Here is an 18,099-nt window from a genome sequence, read left to right as displayed (position 1 = left end):
GGGCAACTGCGGATATTTTTGACTGGGCTTTTGTGATCGACTCCGCCATGCTGCAATGCACGCAAGCGGAATTAAGCCGATCTCCGATCGGCGCCATTTTTCAGTAAAGAAACAACATTAAGTAGTATTTTATGTGGTTCGCCTTGAGTACCGAGCCATGCTAAAGCACTAATATGCTCCTTGCCTTATCGCATAGGACGACCTGCCTAAAAACCGCCTCAAAAGGGTGCTTAATTTTCAACTCTGCCCACTTATTGTCACAAATGTGCTAAATATCCCGAAATTTGTGCATGCCTAGCTTATTATTTAGTCAATTCATGACGCGACTATTTCAACGAGCTGGGAAATTGTGTGTTGCGCTGCAACATTTTTTTGGTATCGTGCCGGGCGAACCATTCGTTCAACGCATGGAGTTATACGGCATGAGGGACGTTGCCAAGTCGGCCACCGCGGGCTTTTCGCAGGCTGACATCGATTTTCCGCCGCCGATCGGCGGCCTGCTCAAACGCAGCTTCGATATCACCGGTTCACTGATTGGCTTGATCGCCCTCAGCCCGCTGTTTGTCATGATTGCTCTGCTCGTCAAATTTTCGGACGGCGGATCGATTTTCTACGGCCACAGGCGAATCGGGCGCGGCGGGCGGGTTTTTCCGTGCCTGAAGTTCCGCACCATGGTTCCCGATGGCGACAAGGTGCTGGCCGCCTATCTCGCCACCAACCCGGACGCCAACGCGGAATGGGTAGCGACCCGCAAGCTGAAGAGCGATCCGCGCGTCACCCGCGTAGGAGCGGTCCTGAGGAAACTCAGCCTCGATGAGCTGCCGCAGATCATCAACATCCTGCAGGGCGACATGAGCCTTGTCGGACCGCGTCCGGTCGTGCGCGACGAACTGGAGATCTATGGCACCTCCGCCGTCTACTACCTGAAATCCCGCCCGGGCCTGACCGGCCTGTGGCAGGTCAGCGGCCGCAACGACGTTTCCTATGACAGCCGCGTCGCCTTCGATCGCCACTATGTCGAGAACTGGTCGCTGTTCGAGGACCTTCGCATCATCATCAAGACCGTCCCTGCCGTCTGGATGTCGCGCGGCTCTTACTGACCGGCCGTGATGCCAAACATTCGGCGACAAGCTCATCGGGCGATGGGGCTAAAGCGGATCGGAACATTCAGTTGAAAAGAGATTTGTTCGAAGCCTTTCGCAGCGGCCCGTTTTCCGGCCGCCTGCGGCGGGCGCGTTTGCTGGCTACATGCGTTGCCGTGTCGCTGGTCATCCCCCACATCGCCACCGCCGACGAATACCGGCTCGGATCGCAGGACAAGCTCACCATCCGGGTTGCCGAATGGCAGACCGTCGAAGGCACATTCCGTGACTGGTCGGCGGTGAATGGCGAGTACACGGTCGGCCCTTCCGGCACGCTGTCGGTACCGTTCGTCGGCGAGCTGCCGGCATCCGGCAAGACCACGTCCGAAATCGCCGCGGCGATCGGCCAGGCGCTGCAGCGCAAGCTCGCCTTGTCGGACAAGCCGGAAGCCTCGGTCGAAATGGCCCAGTTCCGGCCATTCTACATTTCAGGCGAGGTGCAGAACCCTGGCCAATTTCCTTATGTGCCCGACCTGACGGTGCTGAAGGCCATCAGCGTCGCCGGTGGCATCCGGCGAAACGCCGACTACGGCCCTCAGCTCGGCAAGGACCTGGTCACCGCCAAGGGCAACTACGATATCTCTGACGACCTGCGCGTTCGCCTGATCGTCAAACGCGCCCGCATCGACGCCGATATGGCCGGCAAGTCGAGCTTCGACGTGCCAAAGGAGGTCGAAGGCGATCCGCGGTTGCAGGCCATCGTCGCCGATGAGATGACGATCCTGACGTCCGACCAAAAGGCGCTGAAGCTGAAGCTCGAGGCGCTCGACGACCTGAAAGGGGTTTTGCAGTCCGAGATCGAATCGCTGCAGAAGAAGATCGTCAACCAGCAGCAGCAGGTCGACCTGGCACAGCAGCAACTCACCAGCATCGGCCCGCTGGCTCAGAAAGGGCTGATCGCCAACGCCCGACTGCTGGATTCGCGGCAATCCGTCGCCGACCTGCAGGGCAAGATCCTGGACTACGAAACGGCCATCCTCACCGCCAAGCAGTCGATCAGCAAGGCGACGCAGGACGCTATCGATGCCCAAAACACCTTGAGTTCGAGCCTCGCCACCGACCGGCAGCAGACCGAAGCCGATCTGAACGAGGCCGCGCTGAAGGTGAATATGCAGAAAGGCCTGATAGCCCAGGCCAGCGATCCCGCAATGACGGCCGCTATGACAAATGATCAGCAGCCTACCCTGCTCTATTCACTGGTGCGCAATGTCGACGACAAGACCAGCGAAATCGCCGCCAAGGAAGACACACTGGTGCTGCCTGGCGATGTGATCAAGGTCAAGCTGGCGCCGCTGGCCAGCCAGTAGACCCCAGCCAGCAGACTCCGGGGACCCCAGCGCGATCCGGCGTTTCGATCCATCCCGCCAGGGATGGATCCCGCCTCGCGCCAGGTCCGCTTGGGCGAAACCTCTCTTGAGTTTCCTCGACCCCGGCTTCAGCCCGCGAAACGATCAAGCGCGCCGGGGGATCCATGCAGCGCGCTTATGTCTTTGTTTTTCTCAAAACCGCTGCGCGCTGTTGAGCGACGTGCATTGGCTCATGGCCGGCCGGCGGCCGCCGGACCGCCGACGTGTTGGGGCCAGGCAGCCTCTTTCTTCACAGCATCCGCCCTCTTCGCCGCTTCCGCCGGCTCGAACGCCGGCGACCACCGCGTCCGCGTAGCCGGCAGCCGCGCCAGCTTGAAGAAGCTGAAATACATCAGGAAGGAGCCCATGATGTAGGGGGTGAGAATCTCGACCTCGACGAAGGAACGGATCAAGAGCAGCACCATCACGCCGAAGAGGATCACCGAATCCGCTTGCCATGCCCTGAAGATCACCGCCGAGACGTGGCCGTAGAGCGTGCGCAGCATGACCAGCGAGACAAGCGTCGCCCCGACGAAGCCGAGTTCGACGAGCGCTTCGATATAGGTGTTGTGGAAGTGGAAGCCGGTGCGGGCGGTGATGTAGAATTCGTTCCACAGCCGTTCGGCCTCGGCGAAGCCCTGCACCCAATAGGCGGCATAGCCGATGCCGAGAATCGGTGCTTTCTGCACGGCGTTCCAGCCCTGTTCCCACAGATAGGTCCGCCCGGTGAGCGTCGAATCCTTGCCGAAGAGGCCAAGGACGAAGTCCATCAGTCCGAGATTCAAGGCGACGAAGACAACCACGACCAGCAGGCCGGCGCCGATCAGGAAGATCACCCGGCGATAGCGCCGCGACAGCAGTTTGCTCATGGCAAGTAGCGCCACCAGCGCCAGGACCGCCGGTATCGAGGCCATCGAGGTGGCGGAATGAGAAACGACCAGCAGATAGGCCGACAACAGCACGATAGGCACGGCCAGGATGACGCTCAGCCAGCCGCGCCTGTAAAAAGCAATGAATACAACGCAGAAATAGATGCCGAGCGAGGCGACAAAGCCGATCTGGTTCTTGGAGGCGAAGGCGCCGACGAAGTTGAAGGTGCCGTCGAGAACGTCCTCGGAATAGTTTCCGACCCGCAGCGAATAGAGCAGGACGACAAATATCCCAACCAGGGCGCCTATGGTCAATGTGCGCACGCTGACGGTGCGCGCCGCGACGTAGGCGCAGGCAATATGGGAAAAATACTGAACTGAAGTCCTCGCCGTGACGCCGGGCGCTTGCGACCAGAAGACCGACATACAGATATAAGCGGCAAACAGCAGCGGCAGCCAGGCACTGGACAGGTGCCGCAGGAACCGGCGGTAGTCGACCAGGATGAGCGGAAGCCAGACCGCGTAATAGGCCAGGATAAGCACCTGGCCGAAAATGACCGAATAGGAAAACGCCCAAATCGAGACGGCCACGGCAAAGGCGCCATAGACCGAGTTCTTCTCGGGATCGACCAGCAAGGACTTTGGAATCTTCATCTCAGAGTCCCGCCGGCGCAACCCAGGGCCAGCGGGCCATGGGCCGGCCGGCATATCCGCGAACAAGGGCGTGCAATAAACGGCGTCTCCATTGTGCAGTGCAATATAACCTATCGCGCCCGGCGCTCAATGGCAAATCCGGTCACCTTGTCTTACAGCGAGGCGATTGCTGAGATCAGGTCGTGCGCGTCCGGCTACCTGGTCGGCGGGGATCACTCGGGAAGGATCCGCCTTCCATTCGTCTACGTCGGCACGACTCGCGTCGCGCTCTTGCCGGATGCAATTACAATTCTGCGTGACGGGGCAACGAAGGGAGCACGACATGCGTATAATTGCCAACGCCCGAATCGACGATGACGCAAGAAGATATGGGAAGGCCATGACACGGAGTGACCGTTCGGCATGCGCGACAGCCTGCCAGGGGCTGCCCATCGCTGTGCGACCGATGAAGGCTGCGGCCATCAGGCTGGAGTTTGCATCGTTTGCTTAGAGCCGAACCCGCCGCGCTGTCCGATGACGAGCTTCTGGACCGCTACCAGCGTGCGGCCTTCGACTATTTCCTCGAGAACGTGAACCCTGAAAACGGGCTGGTTGCCGATACGTCGCGGCCGAATTCGCCGGCCAGCATCGCCGTCGTCGGTTTCGCCCTGTCCTGCTATCCGATCGGCGTCGAGCGCGGCTGGATGGCGCGCGACGCGGCTGTGAAACTGACCCTTGCGGCGCTGCGCTTCTTCTGGACTAGCCCGCAAGGCAATGGCGACGACGTCACCGGCCACAAAGGCTTCTACTACCACTTCCTCGACATGCGAACCGGCCTGCGCGTCTGGCGCTGCGAGCTGTCGATGGTGGATACGGCATTGCTGATCGCCGGCATGCTGGTGGCGGGCGCCTATTTCTCCGGTGACGATGACGAGGAAGCCGAAATCCGCCAGTTGGCCGAGGCGCTCTACCGGCGCGTCGACTGGCGATGGGCGCAAGGCAGCAGTCCAACCTTGCGGCAGGGCTGGAAGCCGAAGAGCGGCTTTCTGCATTATGGCTGGGAAGGCTACAACGAAGCGACGATCCTCTATGTGCTGTCGATGGCCTCGCCCGAGAGCCCGACTTCGGACGACAGCTACGAAGGCTGGACGGCGACCTACCAGTGGGAAAACATCTACGGCTACGACGTGCTCTATGGCGGACCGCTGTTCATGCACCAGTTCTCGCATGCCTGGATCGATTTCGCCGGCATCCGCGACGCTTTCATGCGCGAGAAGAATTCGGACTATTTCGAAAACAGCCGCCGCTCGACCCACCTTCACCGCGACTATGCGCGCCACAATCCCTATGGCTATGACGGCTACGACGAGAACCTGTGGGGACTTTCGGCAGGCGATGGGCCGGGCGGCTTTCGCACCAGCGTAGAGCGACAGCGTCGCCGGTTTTCAGGCTATGCGGCGCGCGGCGCCCCTTTCGGGCCGGATGACGGGACGATCGCCCCATGGTCCTATCCGGCGTCGTTGCCTTTCGCGCCGGATATCTGCCTGGCGGCGCTGCGCCATCTCGGCGAGCGCTACCCGGAAGTGATCGACAATTTCCGGCTGCCGAGCGGCTTCAATCCGACGCTGGCGAACCGGCGAAAATTCGGCCGGCACGGCTGGGTGTCGGAAGGCCACTACGGCCTGGACCAGGGCATTGTGGTGATGATGATCGAGAACCACCGCTCGCGCCTGGTCTGGGAGCTGATGCGGTCCAACCGGCACATCCGTCTCGGCTTGCGAAAAGCGGGTTTCACGGGTGGATGGCTGTCGAGGGATGGCGGCGATGGCGCGTGACCGGACCATGGCTGCCGCCTTCCCTGTCGACCGCAATGACATCAATCTGATCAAGAGCGCCCATCCGCCACACTGGAGGAACCCGGAGCCCGACGGTCCCTACAACCTCGTCGTCATCGGCGCCGGGCCGGCCGGGCTGACCGCCGCCCGCGAAGCGGCCGGCCTCGGCGCAAGGGTCGCGCTCATCGAGCGCAACCTGATCGGCGGCGCCTGCATCAATGTCGGCTGCATCCCGTCAAAGTCGATCATCCGCACGGCCAGGCTCTATGCCGATATGCGCGATGCCGAAAGTTTTGGTGGCGACACGCCGGATCATCTTCACGTCGACTTTCAGCGCGCAATGACGCGGATGCGTCAGATCCGGCAGCGGATCAGCCGCGCCGATTCGGCCGCGACCATCGCGTCGGAAGGCATCGACCTCTATTTCGGCGAAGCGCGATTTGCCGGACCGGACGCGGTCATGGTCGCCGGCAAGACTCTGCGTTTCAGGAAGGCGCTGGTGGCGACAGGCGCGCGTGCGAGCCTGCCGACGATTCCGGGACTTGCCGAAGCCGGTTATCTCAGCAACGAGACCATGTTCAACCTCACAGCCTGCCCGCCACGGCTTCTGGTCATCGGCGGCGGACCGCTCGGTTGCGAGGCAGCGCAGGCCTTCTGCCTGCTGGGTGCGAAAGTCATCCTGGCGCAGCGCGACCCGATGTTCCTGCCCGGCGAGGAACGCGACGCCGCCCAGGTGCTTTCGGACGCGCTGGCGCGCGAGGGGATCGACGTTCGCCTCAACACCGAGGTGGTGGAGGTCCGGACGGCAGGTGGGAAGAAGCTCGCCGACCTGGTGCGCGACGACGACACGACGACGATTTCCGTCGACGAGATCGTCACCGGCATCGGCCGCTCGCCCAATGTCGACGGTCTCGAGCTGGAAAACGCCGGGGTGGCGTATGATTTCAACGGCATCAAGGTCGACAATTATCTCAGGACCACAAATCCGCGCATCTATGCGGCGGGCGATGTCTGCCTCGACTACAAATTCACCCATACCGCAGAGGCAACGGCCCGCATCGTCGTGCAGAACGCCCTGTTCCTCGGCCGCAAAAAGCTGAGTGAGCTGGTCGTCCCGTGGTGCACCTATACCGATCCGGAAATTGCCCATGTCGGCTTCTACCCGGCACAGGCGCGCCAGAATGGCATCCCGGTCAAGACCTATACGGTGCTGATGCACGACGTCGCCCGTGCGGTGATGGACGGCGAGGAAGAGGGGTTTGTCAAAATCCACGTCAAGGAAGGGTCCGATCGCATCCTGGGAGCCACGGTCGTCGCCAGCCATGCCGGCGAGATGATCAATGCGGTGTCGCTGGCCATCAAATCCGGTATGGGATTGCACGCGCTGGCCAACGTCATCCATCCCTTCCCGACCCAGGCACAAGGCATAAAGATGGCCGGCGACGCCTACCGGCGAACCCGGTTCACCTCATTTAGGAGGCAGCTGTCGGCGCGCTGGCTGGCGTGGTCCAGGCGATGATCGCTGCGCGGCTGCCGGCATGCATTCTGGCCGGCCTGTCGCAAAGCCGGTGGCAGCGATATCCGGCGCTTGACGAGAGGGCGGTTCGGCTAAACAAGTCGACACTGTTTTTGTGATTGCGGAACCATCTGAAATGCCATCTGGAATCGAGCTGCGGAGCGCCGAACGGCGTATGCTGGTCGTGTCGCACGATCCGGCTTTTCCACCGGCCTCCGGCACGGATCTGCGAAACCATCGCAATGCCGTGTCGGCAGCGGCATTCGGCCCTGTCTGCCTGGTCTCTTTGCGACCGCGAGTCGCGGTGAAGGAAGCAGTCGATCCGCCAATCCGCATCGAAGCCCTGTCGACCGAGGGAGAGGCGCGCTCCGGCTCGATCGGCTGGTGGCGTATAAGGGCAGAGCACCGCATTTCGCGCTCCGCTCTGGCGCGGCTGGAGACGCTCGTTCGAGACTTCCGCCCGGATACCATTGTGGTCGAGGGCATCGGCCTGTTCAAGCTGCTGCCGCCTTTGAGACCACTGACGACACAGCTCATCCTCGACATGCACAATGTCGAGTCCGACCTGGCGGGGCAATTGCATCGCGCCGGCAAGGCACGATCCGCCGCGGCCAGGTTCGCCACGGCCCTTGCCATCAGGCGCCTCGAAAGAAAGGCGCTTTCGCTTGTCGACAGGGTCTGGGTCTGCTCGAACGAGGATCGCGGCAGGCTGAATGTGCTTTTCCCGCGCAAGGTGCCGATCGATGTCGTTCCGAACGGAATTCCCCACGCCGGCGATAGTCCCGAAACGCTGCCCGCCGAGGCCGCCGCCGACAACGGTTTCCCGGTGATCCTGCTCGTCGGTCATCTCGACTATCCGCCTAACGTCGATGCGGCCGAGCGGTTAGCCGGCTCCATAATGCCGCACATCCGGCAGGTTTTGCCGGCGGCGACACTGGTTCTCGCCGGGCGCAGGCCGAAGCCTGCCGTGCGGGCGTTGGCCGGATTGCCTGGCGTGGAACTCGTCGAAGACCCCGAAACCATGGCGCCGCTGCTGTCCAGGGCGCATCTCACCATCATCCCGCTTACGGCAGGCGGCGGCACGCGCATCAAGATCCTGGAGGCGATGGCCTGGGGCGTGCCGGTGATCGCCACGCCGCTGGCGGCCGAGGGGCTGGGCTTCGTCGAGAACGAGGAGCTGCTGCTGTCGGATACCGACGAAGGGCTTGCCGACATGGCCGTCGGACTTTGCCTGGACACTGAGCGCAGAGCAAGGCAGCGCCTCCGCGCGCATCAAGCGGTTTGGGCCAGGTTCGGACCGCGAGCCATCCGCAACGCCGTTCGCGACGGGCTGGGACGGGACGAGGCTGGCGCTTGATCACGGTTCAGCGCAGAAGCGCAGGCTTCAATCGTGCAATTTCCGCGCTATCGGCGGACCGACGGAGAAACCGGAGAATGTGACCTCGAAACCCTCGCGTTGCGGCGAACAGCACATCATGCCGACATCGACCGTCTTCGAGATCGGAAAATAGGCAAGCCGCACCGGCTTCCAGTGGCCATCGGAAGCATCGAGGTACTGGATGCGGATCGTCTCGGCATGACGGGTCAAGCGGATCCGCACACCATGCGGACTGGCCGCGATGGTGGCCAGCGACCAGTCCGAGGCATCGTTGGTGACGACCACGGAAAAATACATCACACCGTCGGTGTATTCGATGCCGGCCTTGATCCAGTGCGTTTCGCTCAGCCGGACCATCAGCCCAGCCTGGTCGTAGAGCACCTCATAGCGCCCTTCGACCATGACTTCGGCGGTGAAATCGCCTTCGACCGGCCGGTACAGGAAGTGGCCGTTGTCGCGCCAGAAACCGTAGAAGGTCTCGCGCCAGAAATCGGTCTCCTTGCCGGTACGCACATGAACGGTATCGCCGACGATGGCATGGTGCGGCGGCGGATTGAGCCAGGTCAGGTCCTGCAATGTCATCGCCTTGCGCCGTTCCGGTGTTCTTGGTGTCGGCCTGTCGCAGGCATGATCGGCCGGTGGCCGATCAGCCCGGCATGATCGGCCGGTGGCCGATCAGCCCGGCATGATCGGAGCCGATCAGCCTGCGAATGTATAGGCGGTCTTCACCGTGGTGTAGAACTCCATGGCATAGCGCCCCTGTTCGCGCGGACCGTAGCTCGACCCCTTGCGCCCGCCGAAGGGAACATGGAAGTCGACGCCCGCCGTCGGCAGGTTGACCATCACCATGCCGGCCTCCGAATTGCGCTTGAAGTGTGTGGCCTGCTTCAGGCTCGTTGTGCAGATGCCCGAGGTCAGCCCGAAGGGCGTGTCGTTGGCGACGGAAAGCGCCTCGTCATAATCCTTGACGCGGATGACGCTGGCAACAGGTCCAAAAATCTCCTCGCGCGAACTGCGCATGGCGTTGGTGGCCTGCGTCAGCAGCGCCGGCTGTAGGTAGAAGCCGGGCGTCTTGCGGTCGAGCCGTTCGCCGCCGAAGGCGAGCGTGGCGCCTTCCCTGACGCCGATGGCGATGTAGTCCTCGTCCTGCTTCAGCTGGGTCGCGTCGACGACCGGGCCGATCTGGGTTTGCGCGTCGAGCGCGTCACCGACGACCAGTTTGGCCATGCGGTCCTTGAGCGCATCAACGAAACGGTCATGGATGGCGTCCGTCACGATCAGCCTGGACGAGGCCGTGCAGCGCTGGCCGGTCGAGAAGAAGGCGCCGTTGAGCGCGCAATCGACGGCGACCGCAAGGTCGGCATCGTCGAGCACGACCAGCGGGTTCTTGCCGCCCATTTCGAGCTGGAACTTGCGCATGTGCTCGATGCTTGCCGCGGCGACGCGCTTGCCGGTGCCGACCGAACCGGTGAAGGTGATGGCGTTGATATCGGGACTGTCGAGCATAGCCTGGCCAACGACCGAGCCCTTGCCCATGACGAGATTGAGCACGCCTTTCGGCAGGCCGGCGCGATGCAGGATGTCGACGATGGACCAAGCGCTCTCGGGAACCAGCTCCGCCGGCTTGAAGACGATGGTGTTGCCATGGGCGAGCGCCGGAGCGATCTTCCAGGCCGGTATGGCGATCGGGAAATTCCACGGCGTGATGATGCCGACCACGCCGACCGCCTCGCGCGTGATCTCGACGCCGACGCCCGGCCGCACGCTTGGCACGACCTCTCCCGACAGGCGCAATGTTTCGCCGGCAAAGAAGTCGAAGATCTGGGCGGCCCGGATGGTCTCGCCGATGCCTTCGGCCAGCGTCTTGCCTTCTTCGCGCGCCAAATTGCGGCCGATCTCGTCCTTGCGCGCCATGATCTCGTCGGCGGCTTTCTTCAGCACCGCGTGGCGCGCCAGCGGACCGGACCGGGACCATGCCGGAAACGCCGCCTTGGCCGCGGCGATCGCCTGCGCCGCCTGCGCGGCTCCCGCCGAGGCATAGTCGCCGACGACATCGCCGGTATCCGAGGGGTTGATGTTGCGGGAACCGGCGTCGCCGACCCATTCGCCATCGATGAGGTTCTGTCGAAACAGGGTCATGTTCTTGTCTTCCTGCTGGTTGGCCGCGCGGCGGCATCTGTCTGAATTGGTATTTGCCAGACAATTGCCTCTCGGGGAAGCACGCAGTGGGCCGGCCGCCGCGACAAAACCCCTCGGCTTGGAGGCCTGCCGTTGGTGTGGCGACGACAGCGCCGCATCGACTTCAATCCGGCTAACATCTCTGACGTACTATCCGGGCCGGATTGAATTGCTCTGGACAGAGGTGTCCACAGCTTGATTTGCCTGATGCAGCGTGTCATGCGTCGTGTCAATGGACACAGATAAGACGATCCAGCGCGCCGGCGCCACCGGCAACATCAAGGCCACCCGCGAAGACTGGCTGAAGCTTGCGCTTGAAACGTTGATCTCGGATGGCGTCGAACGCGTCCGCGTGCTGACGCTTGGCCAGAAGCTCGACGTGTCGCGCTCCAGCTTCTACTGGTATTTCAAGAGCCGGCAGGACCTACTCGACCAGCTGTTGGACTACTGGCGGCAAACCAACACCAGGTTCATCGTCGAACACGCCAGGCGGCCCTCCGCGACCGTGATCCGCGGGGTGATGAGCATTTTCGAATGCTGGGTGGACGAAAGGCTGTTCGATCCGCAACTCGATTTCGCGATCCGAGCCTGGGCGCGTCGCTCGCCTGCCATCCGGCGCGCGCTCGACGAGGCCGACAAGGAGCGCGTCGAGGCCATTCGCGACATGTTCGTGCGTCATGGCTATGACGCGGAAGACGCGTTCGTGCGCGCCCGCGTGCTTTATTTCATGCAGATCGGTTATTACTCGCTCGAGCTCAACGAGCCGATGAGCAGCCGCCTGGCTCAGGTCGCCTTGTATCTGCGCAGCTTCACCGGCCAGGAACCTGCGGCAGAGGATGTCGAAGAGTTCTCGCGCTATGTCGAGAAGACCCTTTCCGGCAACCGGTAGCGCAGCCATTGGTCGCCGCGCTCTGACAACGGGCGGATCGCGCCGAGCCGCTATGGGCGAATCTGCGCCAGGCCGGCCAGGCGTTCGACGCCGTTGTCATCGGCCTCGAAGCGCTGTTGATCCTGCGGGCGGAGAAGGGGTTCATCGTCATCGGCAAGGACACCGACGGCACGACGCTGCCGCATGATCTCGGCGTCGATGGTCCACGCGCCAGACGCCGGAGCGAATTCGTCGGCCGCCGCTCGCTGTTCACCGAGGAGGCTTCGCGCGGAGACCGCCTGCAACTCGTCGGCTTGACGGTGCCGCAAGGCGAGGCGCCGCTGCCGACCGGCGCGCATGGCATCCGACGAAGCGACGGCAGATTGCGCAGCCAGGGCTTTGTCACCTCGAGCTACCAGAGCCCGACGCTTGGCCGGCCGGTGGCGCTTGGCCTGATCGAGCGCGGTGCGGAGCGCCACGGCGAGACGATCGACATCCAGCATCTCGGCAAGGTCAGGACGGCGACGATCGCCGCGCCTTGCGCCTTCGACCCGGCAGGAGACCGGCTGCATGCGTGATCTCGCGGAAAAATGGTCCGTCCCACCGGACTGGCAGAACGCCACGATCGAAGTGCCGGGGCTCAAAACAGGCGCCGTTACCGGGCTGCACCAACGCCTGGTCAGCGGCGATCTTGCAGCGTGGGCCGAGGCTTCCGGCTTCGATGGACCGGCCGTCGGGGCATTCGGCCTGGCGGAAGGCATACGCTATTCGGTCCGCCTGGCACGCGACCGCCTGCTTGCCGTGTCCACCACACCCATCGGCATGGCCACAGGGTGGTTCTCCGAGGGGTTCGCCGTGACGGAGATCAGCGCCGGATTGCAGGTGTTCGAGGTCGATGGCCCGGCACTTGATGCTTTCATCGCACGCGGGACGACGCTCGACCCTGCTGGGCACCCAAGCGCCAGTGCAACGCTTTCCTTCGCCGGCATCAGTGCCATCGTGTACCGCCATCAGCGCAGCCTGCGCATCCATATCGATCGTGGCCTCGCCGCCTATCTGTGGACATGGATGGAAACGGCTGCCGCCAACATCGCCGCCGGATCCCAGAATTAGCCGGCCACGACAACGCCGGACATCCCGATCGCTACCCCAGGTCGGGGTGGGTGCGTCTTGCGCAAATCAGTTGCAAGGGCTGGACGCCGTCGCGCAAGGGTTCGACTGTGCACTCCGCGTTCATGAATCGCCGTCGCAGTTTTACCGGAGCAATTGCCGATCATGGTCCAAAAGCATACAAGCCGGTCATCCCCCCATCCCTGGATCGACACTGTCTGGCAAACTGTGTGTTTAAGTGACGGGATTTACAAAGCCACACCGGACGGTTCGTGGGATCTGATCCGCAGCGTCGCGCCGGACGGGATTTCCGTGGTGTTCTTGAGCGGCCAGGCGACCGAGCCCGTCGACGTTCCATATGTTGAGGGTGAGCACTCGGTTGTCATCTCATTTGCCGCCCATGTCCATCTTGCGCGTGACAAAGAGGTGCGAACCGGCGCGACGGTCCGTTTTCTGGATGTAAAAGAAGACGAATTTCTATTGGATGGCGTGGAACTGCCGTTACCGACATTCCTGAACGCCGAAGCTCTTGTCGATGAGATGATCGCGGCAGGGCAGCTTGCGTCCGACGACGTCGTGGCCAGGGCCTTTACCGAGAAGCCCAAGGCCGCCTCCAAACGCGCGGTGCAACAGCATTTCAAAAACACCACCGGCATTACGCAGAAGGATTTCCAGTTGATCCGCCGCGCACAGGAAGCGGTTCGGCGCTTGAAAGCCGGCCATGGTGCCGCAGCCGTGGCTTTCGATCTTGGCTACACGGATCAACCGCACATGATCAAATCCATAAAGAAGATAATGGGTTCTCTGCCCTCCAACCTCGATGCGGTTCACAAGATCTGATGCCGGGCGAGGGTTTCGCCCGGCGGAGGTTCACGACTGAGCTTATCTCGCGACAAGCGCAGCGAATTGCTTGATGTCTTCGACATAGAATGCGGGATCTTCCCACGCGGCGAAATGGCCCGCCTTCTCCATATCGTGAAATTGCACGACATTTCCCGAGGTCTGGCGGTCCGCCCATTCACGCGGCAAGCGAACTCCGCCTGGGATCGGCGCTTCAGTCGCCACCGCCACCGGCACCCCCGTGTTTTTTCCCTTGATGGTCGGCGGCTGCATCGCGTTTTGATTGTAAATGCGGAAGGACGAGGCCGCCGTTTCCGTCAGCCAGTAAATCATGATGTTGGTCAAAAGCTCGTCGCGACCAAATCTGGCATCAGCATCATCGCCGACCCCCATCCCGGCCATGAAGCTCATGATCCATGCGGCAAGTCCGACCGGCGAGTCGTTCATGGCGAAGGCGAGGCTTTGCGGCTTGGTCGCCTGGACCAGATTAAAGGCGCCATGCATGAAGAACCATTGCTGGATCGCCCCCGCGTAACCCTGTTCCGGCCCGCTCAGGGCGCCAAAGTCCGTGGTATGGTCCGGGTAGCCCACATCGGTCAGATGGGAGCCAATAAGCTTGTCCGAGTGGCGCTGCGCCAGCGACATGGCGATCACCGACCCCAGATCGCCGCCAGCTACGATGAAGCTGTCGTAACCCAGGACCTCATTCATAAGGTGAGCAAAAATGTCGGCCACCTTGTCGGCCGGGAGAGCCGTTCTGCCGGAGAAGCCGGTCCCCGGAATGGACGGCACGATGACGTGAAATTCCTCCGCCAGCGCATCCACGACCTTGTGATAGCGGTAAAAACTGTCCGGCCAGCCATGAAGCAGAAGGATTGCCGTCGCGCCCTTCTTTCTCGACGGCTGATGGACGAAATGCAGGTCAATCCCCTCGATATCGACCTTGTAGTTCGGCAATGCGTTCAGGCTCGCTTCGGCCTTTCGCCAATCATAGTCATGGAGCCAGTAGTCTGTCAGCTTCTTCATGTAATCGAGATTTGTACCAGTCATCCATCCTGCTCCGGCGGTTTCATCCGGCCAGCGGGTGTGGCTCAGGCGCGCCTTGAGATCGGCGAGCTGGTCATCGGAAATGGCAATTTTGAACGGCATCGGCTTGGCCATTGTCGTATTCTCCTGTGAGACGGCGCTGCGATCGGTGAGACCGCCGAGAAGAGCTGCCGCGATGAGGCTTTTCGCAAATTCGCGGCGGTTCATTCTCGCAGCTCCTTGTTCTTTTTCGATGGAGCCAAACTATTGGAACGGCGGCAGCGCCGATTGTAAATTTGCGCAATTCATCCGGACGAAACGAGCGCTCGATAGGTCCCATTCTCGCGCTCGTTGAGGCATGAAGGATGCACAGCGACAAGGTGAGCGGTGCAGCGTTCCGCCATCCGGCCACAGAGGGAGGCAGGCGGATGAACATTCCGCTTTTTCTAGAGTGTGAACGACCAGAACAGGCAAGCCAGCGTCGCGGCGGCGAAAACCACGAAGAACAGGCTGCGCAGCAGCACGTTGCGGCGCAGCTCGTTCATGACGAAGTGGCAACCGACGATCGCCGCTGCAAACAGGAACCGCCAGTTCAGCAGCGCCCACATGGCGCTGCCCTGGCCGAAGGCCCATCTGGCGAGAAGGCCGCCGACAATGGCGGCAAGCAGCACGATCACCGTCCAGAAAATCGCGTCGGCGGCATGGGTCAGAACGATGCTGGCCGCGCGGATCGGCAGGATCATCATCAACAGCGCGCTGAAGAAATAGACGGCGGCGAGCGGAATGAAGGTTCCGGCATCGGCGATGCCGTCGAGCCGTCTGACGCCGATCGCGCCATAGGGATAGCCGTGCCTGGCCACGGCCAGGCTTAACGCCATGAGCAAGGCGGTCAACACCGCGACCAGTGCGAAGGATGTGAGGGCTTTGCTCATGACGTTCCTGTCCCAGACGAATCAGACAGGAACAGATGTAGCCGGCGGTCGTAAATTGCGCGTAAGCGAGATTACGCACCACGCGGATTTTCGATCTCGGCGCTTTCCGGTGAGCCGGCTACTCGGCGGCTATCCTGCCTGCCGAGCGGTTGGCCAGCACGAAGCCGACCTCGTCGACCGCCTGCGCCGCGCGCTTCAGGATCGCATCCGAGCGCAGCACGCCGTCGGTGAAATCCTTGTCGGTGGCGTAGACGGCGGTGGGCAGGGTGAAGGCCTCGAAGAAGCCGAACAGCGGCCGCAACTGGTGTTCGACGATCAGGGCGTGGCGCTCGCCGCCGCCGGTCGCGGTCAACAGGATGGGCTTTCCCCGCAACACTGCCGGGTCGATCAGGTCGAAGAAATGCTTGAACAGGCCGGTATAGCTGCCCTTGTAGGTCGGCGAACCGACGACGAGCACGTCGGCGGCGAGGACTTGCTCCAGGATTGCGCGCGCCTGGCCGTCGAGATCGCGCGCCCATCTTGCCGTGCCCAGCGACGGGCCGAGGTCCTCGATGTCATAGGTGCTCGCCGACAGGCCATGGCGGGCTGCGATATCCCTGGCGACCAGATCGACGAAGGCGCGCGTCTTTGACGGCCGGGTGATGTTGCCGGAAAAGCCGACGACTGTTGGATTTGACATGGCAGTGGGCCTCTTGGATGGTCGACGTTTTGATGTGGCGAGCCGCCCGCCCGCCGAGGGGAAATCAGCTCCAGGCGTGCATCGGCGGGTTTTCGCCATTGAGGAAATATTTGCCGAGGATCGAGTACTTCCAGCGTATCGGATCGTGCAGCGTGTGGGTGCGGGCATTGCGCCAATGCCTGTCGAGATTGTGCTCGGCCAGCGTCGAGCGCGTGCCCGCCAACTCGAACAGCTTGTTGGTGGCGGCGATGGCGATTTCGGTCGACAGGATCTTCGCCTCGGCGGTGACGATCTGCGCATGCGCCACCGTCTCGGCAGTCGGCTCGGCCACCGCCTTGTCGATCGCCAGGCCCGCCTTTTCGAGCAGCGCCTGCGCGGCGTGCAGGCGTAGCGTCAGGTCACCGACCGCCTGGATGGTGTAGGGGTCGTCCCAGGCATTGTCGACGCCGCTGTCGATCCAGGCGCGGCTCTTCGTCCTGACGAAGTGAACCGTTTCGTCGATGGCCGCCTGGGCAATGCCCGTGTCGACCGCCACCTGGATGATCTGGAAGATGGCGCCGTCGGCGGTCGGTTTGTCATAGCCCTTGTAGCCGGGTACCAGATGCGTCTTCGGCACCTTGACGTTGTCGATGATGACGGTGCCGGACAGCGTCGTGCGCTGGCCGAAGCTCGACCAGTCGTCGATCACCGTCAGGCCGGGCGCACCACGGTCGGCGATGGCATACCAGGCGCGTCCCTCGTCATCGAGCGCCACGATCGGCACCAGATGGGCAAGCAGCGCGCCGGACGAATAGAATTTCCGGCCGCTGACGACCACATGATCGCCGGCATCGGTGAAACGGGTCTCGAAATCGGCGGCACGCTTGGAGCCGAACTCGGAAAAAGCATTGCCGAACCGCGTGCCTTTCAGCACTTCGGCGAACAGCAGCTTCTGCTGATCCGCATCCGACACGGTACGGATGGCGGCAACGACGCCAAGATGGTTCTGCGCAATCTGGCCGATCGAGGAATCCGCCGCCGAAATGATCTCGATCACCCTGGCGAGCGTGGCGTAGGATAGTTCGGGACCACCAAATGCCTTCGGCACGTTGATCGACCACAGGCCGCTTTGCGAGAACGCATCGAGTTGGGCAACCGGCCAGATCCGCTCGCGGTCGCGCCGGGAGGAGTCCTTGACGAACTCGGCCGCGAGCGCGTGGGCGATGGCGATCGCCTCGGCGTCATCCCTGATGATGTGCGCCGGTACGGCTGGCCTTGCGACTGGCGGCACGGCGGCGGACGCGTGGTCGGTGTTGACGGTCGAGACGGTCATTTCACTGCTCCTTGAGATTTTGGTTCAGGCAACGGCATGGAGATGGGCTGGCTGGGCTGCCGGCGATGCCTGCTGCCCGAGATAGAAGGCCCGCACGTCCTCGCGCTGGCGAAGATCGGCAGCCGCGCCGGAGAGAACGGAGACGCCGTTTTCGAGCACCGTGGCGTGGTCGGCATATCTGAGAGCTACCGCCGAGTTCTGCTCGGCGACCAGGATCGACAGGCCGGTTTCGCGGTTGAGTTTTCTGAGTGTCTGGAAGATGTCCTGGACGATGAGCGGCGCGAGCCCCATCGACGGCTCGTCGAGAACCAGCAGACGCGGCCGCGACATCAGCGCCCGGCCGATCGCCGTCATCTGCTGCTCGCCGCCGGAGGTGAGACCGGACAGGGTCCGGCGCTTCTCCTTGAGACGGGGAAAATAGCCGTAGATCCGCTC

Annotated in this window: 16 protein-coding genes and 2 pseudogenes; 10 read left to right on the top strand and 8 right to left on the bottom strand. The window is 62.5% G+C overall.

Annotated elements, in window-relative coordinates:
• Nucleotides 1-422: 422 nt before the first annotated feature.
• Together ACFSQT_RS24830 and ACFSQT_RS24825 are read left to right on the top strand one after the other, a co-directional pair.
• Nucleotides 423-1,100, top strand: a complete 678-nt coding sequence (locus tag ACFSQT_RS24830) for a sugar transferase (RefSeq protein WP_379023205.1) — start codon at nt 423-425, stop codon at nt 1,098-1,100.
• A gap of 83 nt (nt 1,101-1,183) precedes the next feature.
• A complete protein-coding gene (locus ACFSQT_RS24825) occupies nt 1,184-2,449 on the top strand; it encodes a polysaccharide biosynthesis/export family protein (protein ID WP_379023203.1) in 1,266 nt (421 codons plus the stop codon).
• A 230-nt stretch (nt 2,450-2,679) separates the two neighbouring features.
• Here ACFSQT_RS24825 and ACFSQT_RS24820 read toward each other — a convergent pair whose 3' ends face one another.
• A complete protein-coding gene (locus ACFSQT_RS24820) occupies nt 2,680-4,011 on the bottom strand; it encodes an O-antigen ligase family protein (RefSeq protein ID WP_379023069.1) in 1,332 nt (443 codons plus the stop codon).
• Between the two features lie 482 nt (nt 4,012-4,493).
• Here ACFSQT_RS24820 and ACFSQT_RS24815 point away from each other — a divergent pair, with 482 nt between their 5' ends.
• From ACFSQT_RS24815 to ACFSQT_RS24805, 3 genes are all read left to right on the top strand, one after another.
• Nucleotides 4,494-5,825 (top strand): glucoamylase family protein, encoded by a 1,332-nt coding sequence (locus tag ACFSQT_RS24815; RefSeq protein WP_379023067.1) that lies wholly within the window; start codon nt 4,494-4,496, stop codon nt 5,823-5,825.
• Nucleotides 5,815-7,344, top strand: a complete 1,530-nt coding sequence (locus ACFSQT_RS24810; RefSeq protein WP_379023066.1) for a mercuric reductase — start codon at nt 5,815-5,817, stop codon at nt 7,342-7,344. Before ACFSQT_RS24815 ends, ACFSQT_RS24810 begins: the two co-directional genes overlap by 11 nt.
• Nucleotides 7,345-7,477: 133 nt before the next feature.
• Entirely contained in the window at nt 7,478-8,698 is a 1,221-nt protein-coding gene (locus ACFSQT_RS24805) for a glycosyltransferase family 4 protein (protein ID WP_379023064.1), read from the top strand.
• Nucleotides 8,699-8,725: 27 nt separating this feature from the next.
• Here ACFSQT_RS24805 and ACFSQT_RS24800 read toward each other — a convergent pair whose 3' ends face one another.
• A complete protein-coding gene (locus ACFSQT_RS24800; protein ID WP_379023062.1) occupies nt 8,726-9,301 on the bottom strand; it encodes a DUF1349 domain-containing protein in 576 nt (191 codons plus the stop codon).
• 117 nt (nt 9,302-9,418) lie between these two features.
• Nucleotides 9,419-10,858 carry an aldehyde dehydrogenase family protein gene (locus ACFSQT_RS24795; RefSeq protein WP_379023060.1) on the bottom strand — a complete coding sequence of 480 codons (1,440 nt, stop codon included), beginning with the start codon at nt 10,856-10,858 and terminating at the stop codon, nt 9,419-9,421.
• 271 nt (nt 10,859-11,129) lie between these two features.
• Between ACFSQT_RS24795 and ACFSQT_RS24790 the strand changes: the two genes are divergently transcribed.
• From ACFSQT_RS24790 to ACFSQT_RS24770, 5 genes and pseudogenes are all read left to right on the top strand, one after another.
• On the top strand, nt 11,130-11,786 hold the full coding sequence (locus ACFSQT_RS24790; RefSeq protein WP_379023058.1) for a TetR/AcrR family transcriptional regulator: 657 nt from the start codon (nt 11,130-11,132) through the stop codon (nt 11,784-11,786).
• A gap of 44 nt (nt 11,787-11,830) precedes the next feature.
• Nucleotides 11,831-11,974, top strand: a pseudogene (locus ACFSQT_RS24785) (hypothetical protein); the annotation flags it as partial.
• A gap of 111 nt (nt 11,975-12,085) precedes the next feature.
• Nucleotides 12,086-12,343, top strand: coding sequence for a glycine cleavage T C-terminal barrel domain-containing protein (locus tag ACFSQT_RS24780; protein ID WP_379023201.1), 258 nt, complete (start codon nt 12,086-12,088; stop codon nt 12,341-12,343).
• Nucleotides 12,336-12,878 (top strand): hypothetical protein, encoded by a 543-nt coding sequence (locus ACFSQT_RS24775; RefSeq protein WP_379023056.1) that lies wholly within the window; start codon nt 12,336-12,338, stop codon nt 12,876-12,878. Before ACFSQT_RS24780 ends, ACFSQT_RS24775 begins: the two co-directional genes overlap by 8 nt.
• Nucleotides 12,879-13,040: 162 nt before the next feature.
• Nucleotides 13,041-13,715: an AraC family transcriptional regulator gene (locus tag ACFSQT_RS24770; protein ID WP_379023199.1), complete on the top strand. Its 675-nt coding sequence runs from the start codon at nt 13,041-13,043 to the stop codon at nt 13,713-13,715.
• Between the two features lie 42 nt (nt 13,716-13,757).
• Here the strand turns inward: ACFSQT_RS24770 and ACFSQT_RS24765 are convergent, their stop codons facing one another.
• The 5 genes and pseudogenes from ACFSQT_RS24765 to ACFSQT_RS24745 all read right to left on the bottom strand — a co-directional run.
• Nucleotides 13,758-14,969, bottom strand: coding sequence for an epoxide hydrolase family protein (locus ACFSQT_RS24765; RefSeq protein WP_379023054.1), 1,212 nt, complete (start codon nt 14,967-14,969; stop codon nt 13,758-13,760).
• 218 nt (nt 14,970-15,187) lie between these two features.
• Nucleotides 15,188-15,673: a hypothetical protein gene (locus ACFSQT_RS24760; protein ID WP_379023052.1), complete on the bottom strand. Its 486-nt coding sequence runs from the start codon at nt 15,671-15,673 to the stop codon at nt 15,188-15,190.
• Nucleotides 15,674-15,791: 118 nt separating this feature from the next.
• Nucleotides 15,792-16,352: an FMN reductase gene (gene msuE / locus ACFSQT_RS24755; RefSeq protein ID WP_379023050.1), complete on the bottom strand. Its 561-nt coding sequence runs from the start codon at nt 16,350-16,352 to the stop codon at nt 15,792-15,794.
• 64 nt (nt 16,353-16,416) lie between these two features.
• Entirely contained in the window at nt 16,417-17,664 is a 1,248-nt protein-coding gene (locus tag ACFSQT_RS24750) for an SfnB family sulfur acquisition oxidoreductase (protein WP_379023048.1), read from the bottom strand.
• 24 nt (nt 17,665-17,688) lie between these two features.
• Nucleotides 17,689-18,099: pseudogene (locus tag ACFSQT_RS24745) on the bottom strand (ATP-binding cassette domain-containing protein); the annotation flags it as partial.

Source organism: Mesorhizobium calcicola, from assembly GCF_042682105.1.
Lineage (GTDB): Bacteria > Pseudomonadota > Alphaproteobacteria > Rhizobiales > Rhizobiaceae > Mesorhizobium > Mesorhizobium calcicola.
Note: the sequence above shows the minus strand (reverse complement) of the source record. Positions and strands in the feature narration are given on the sequence as shown.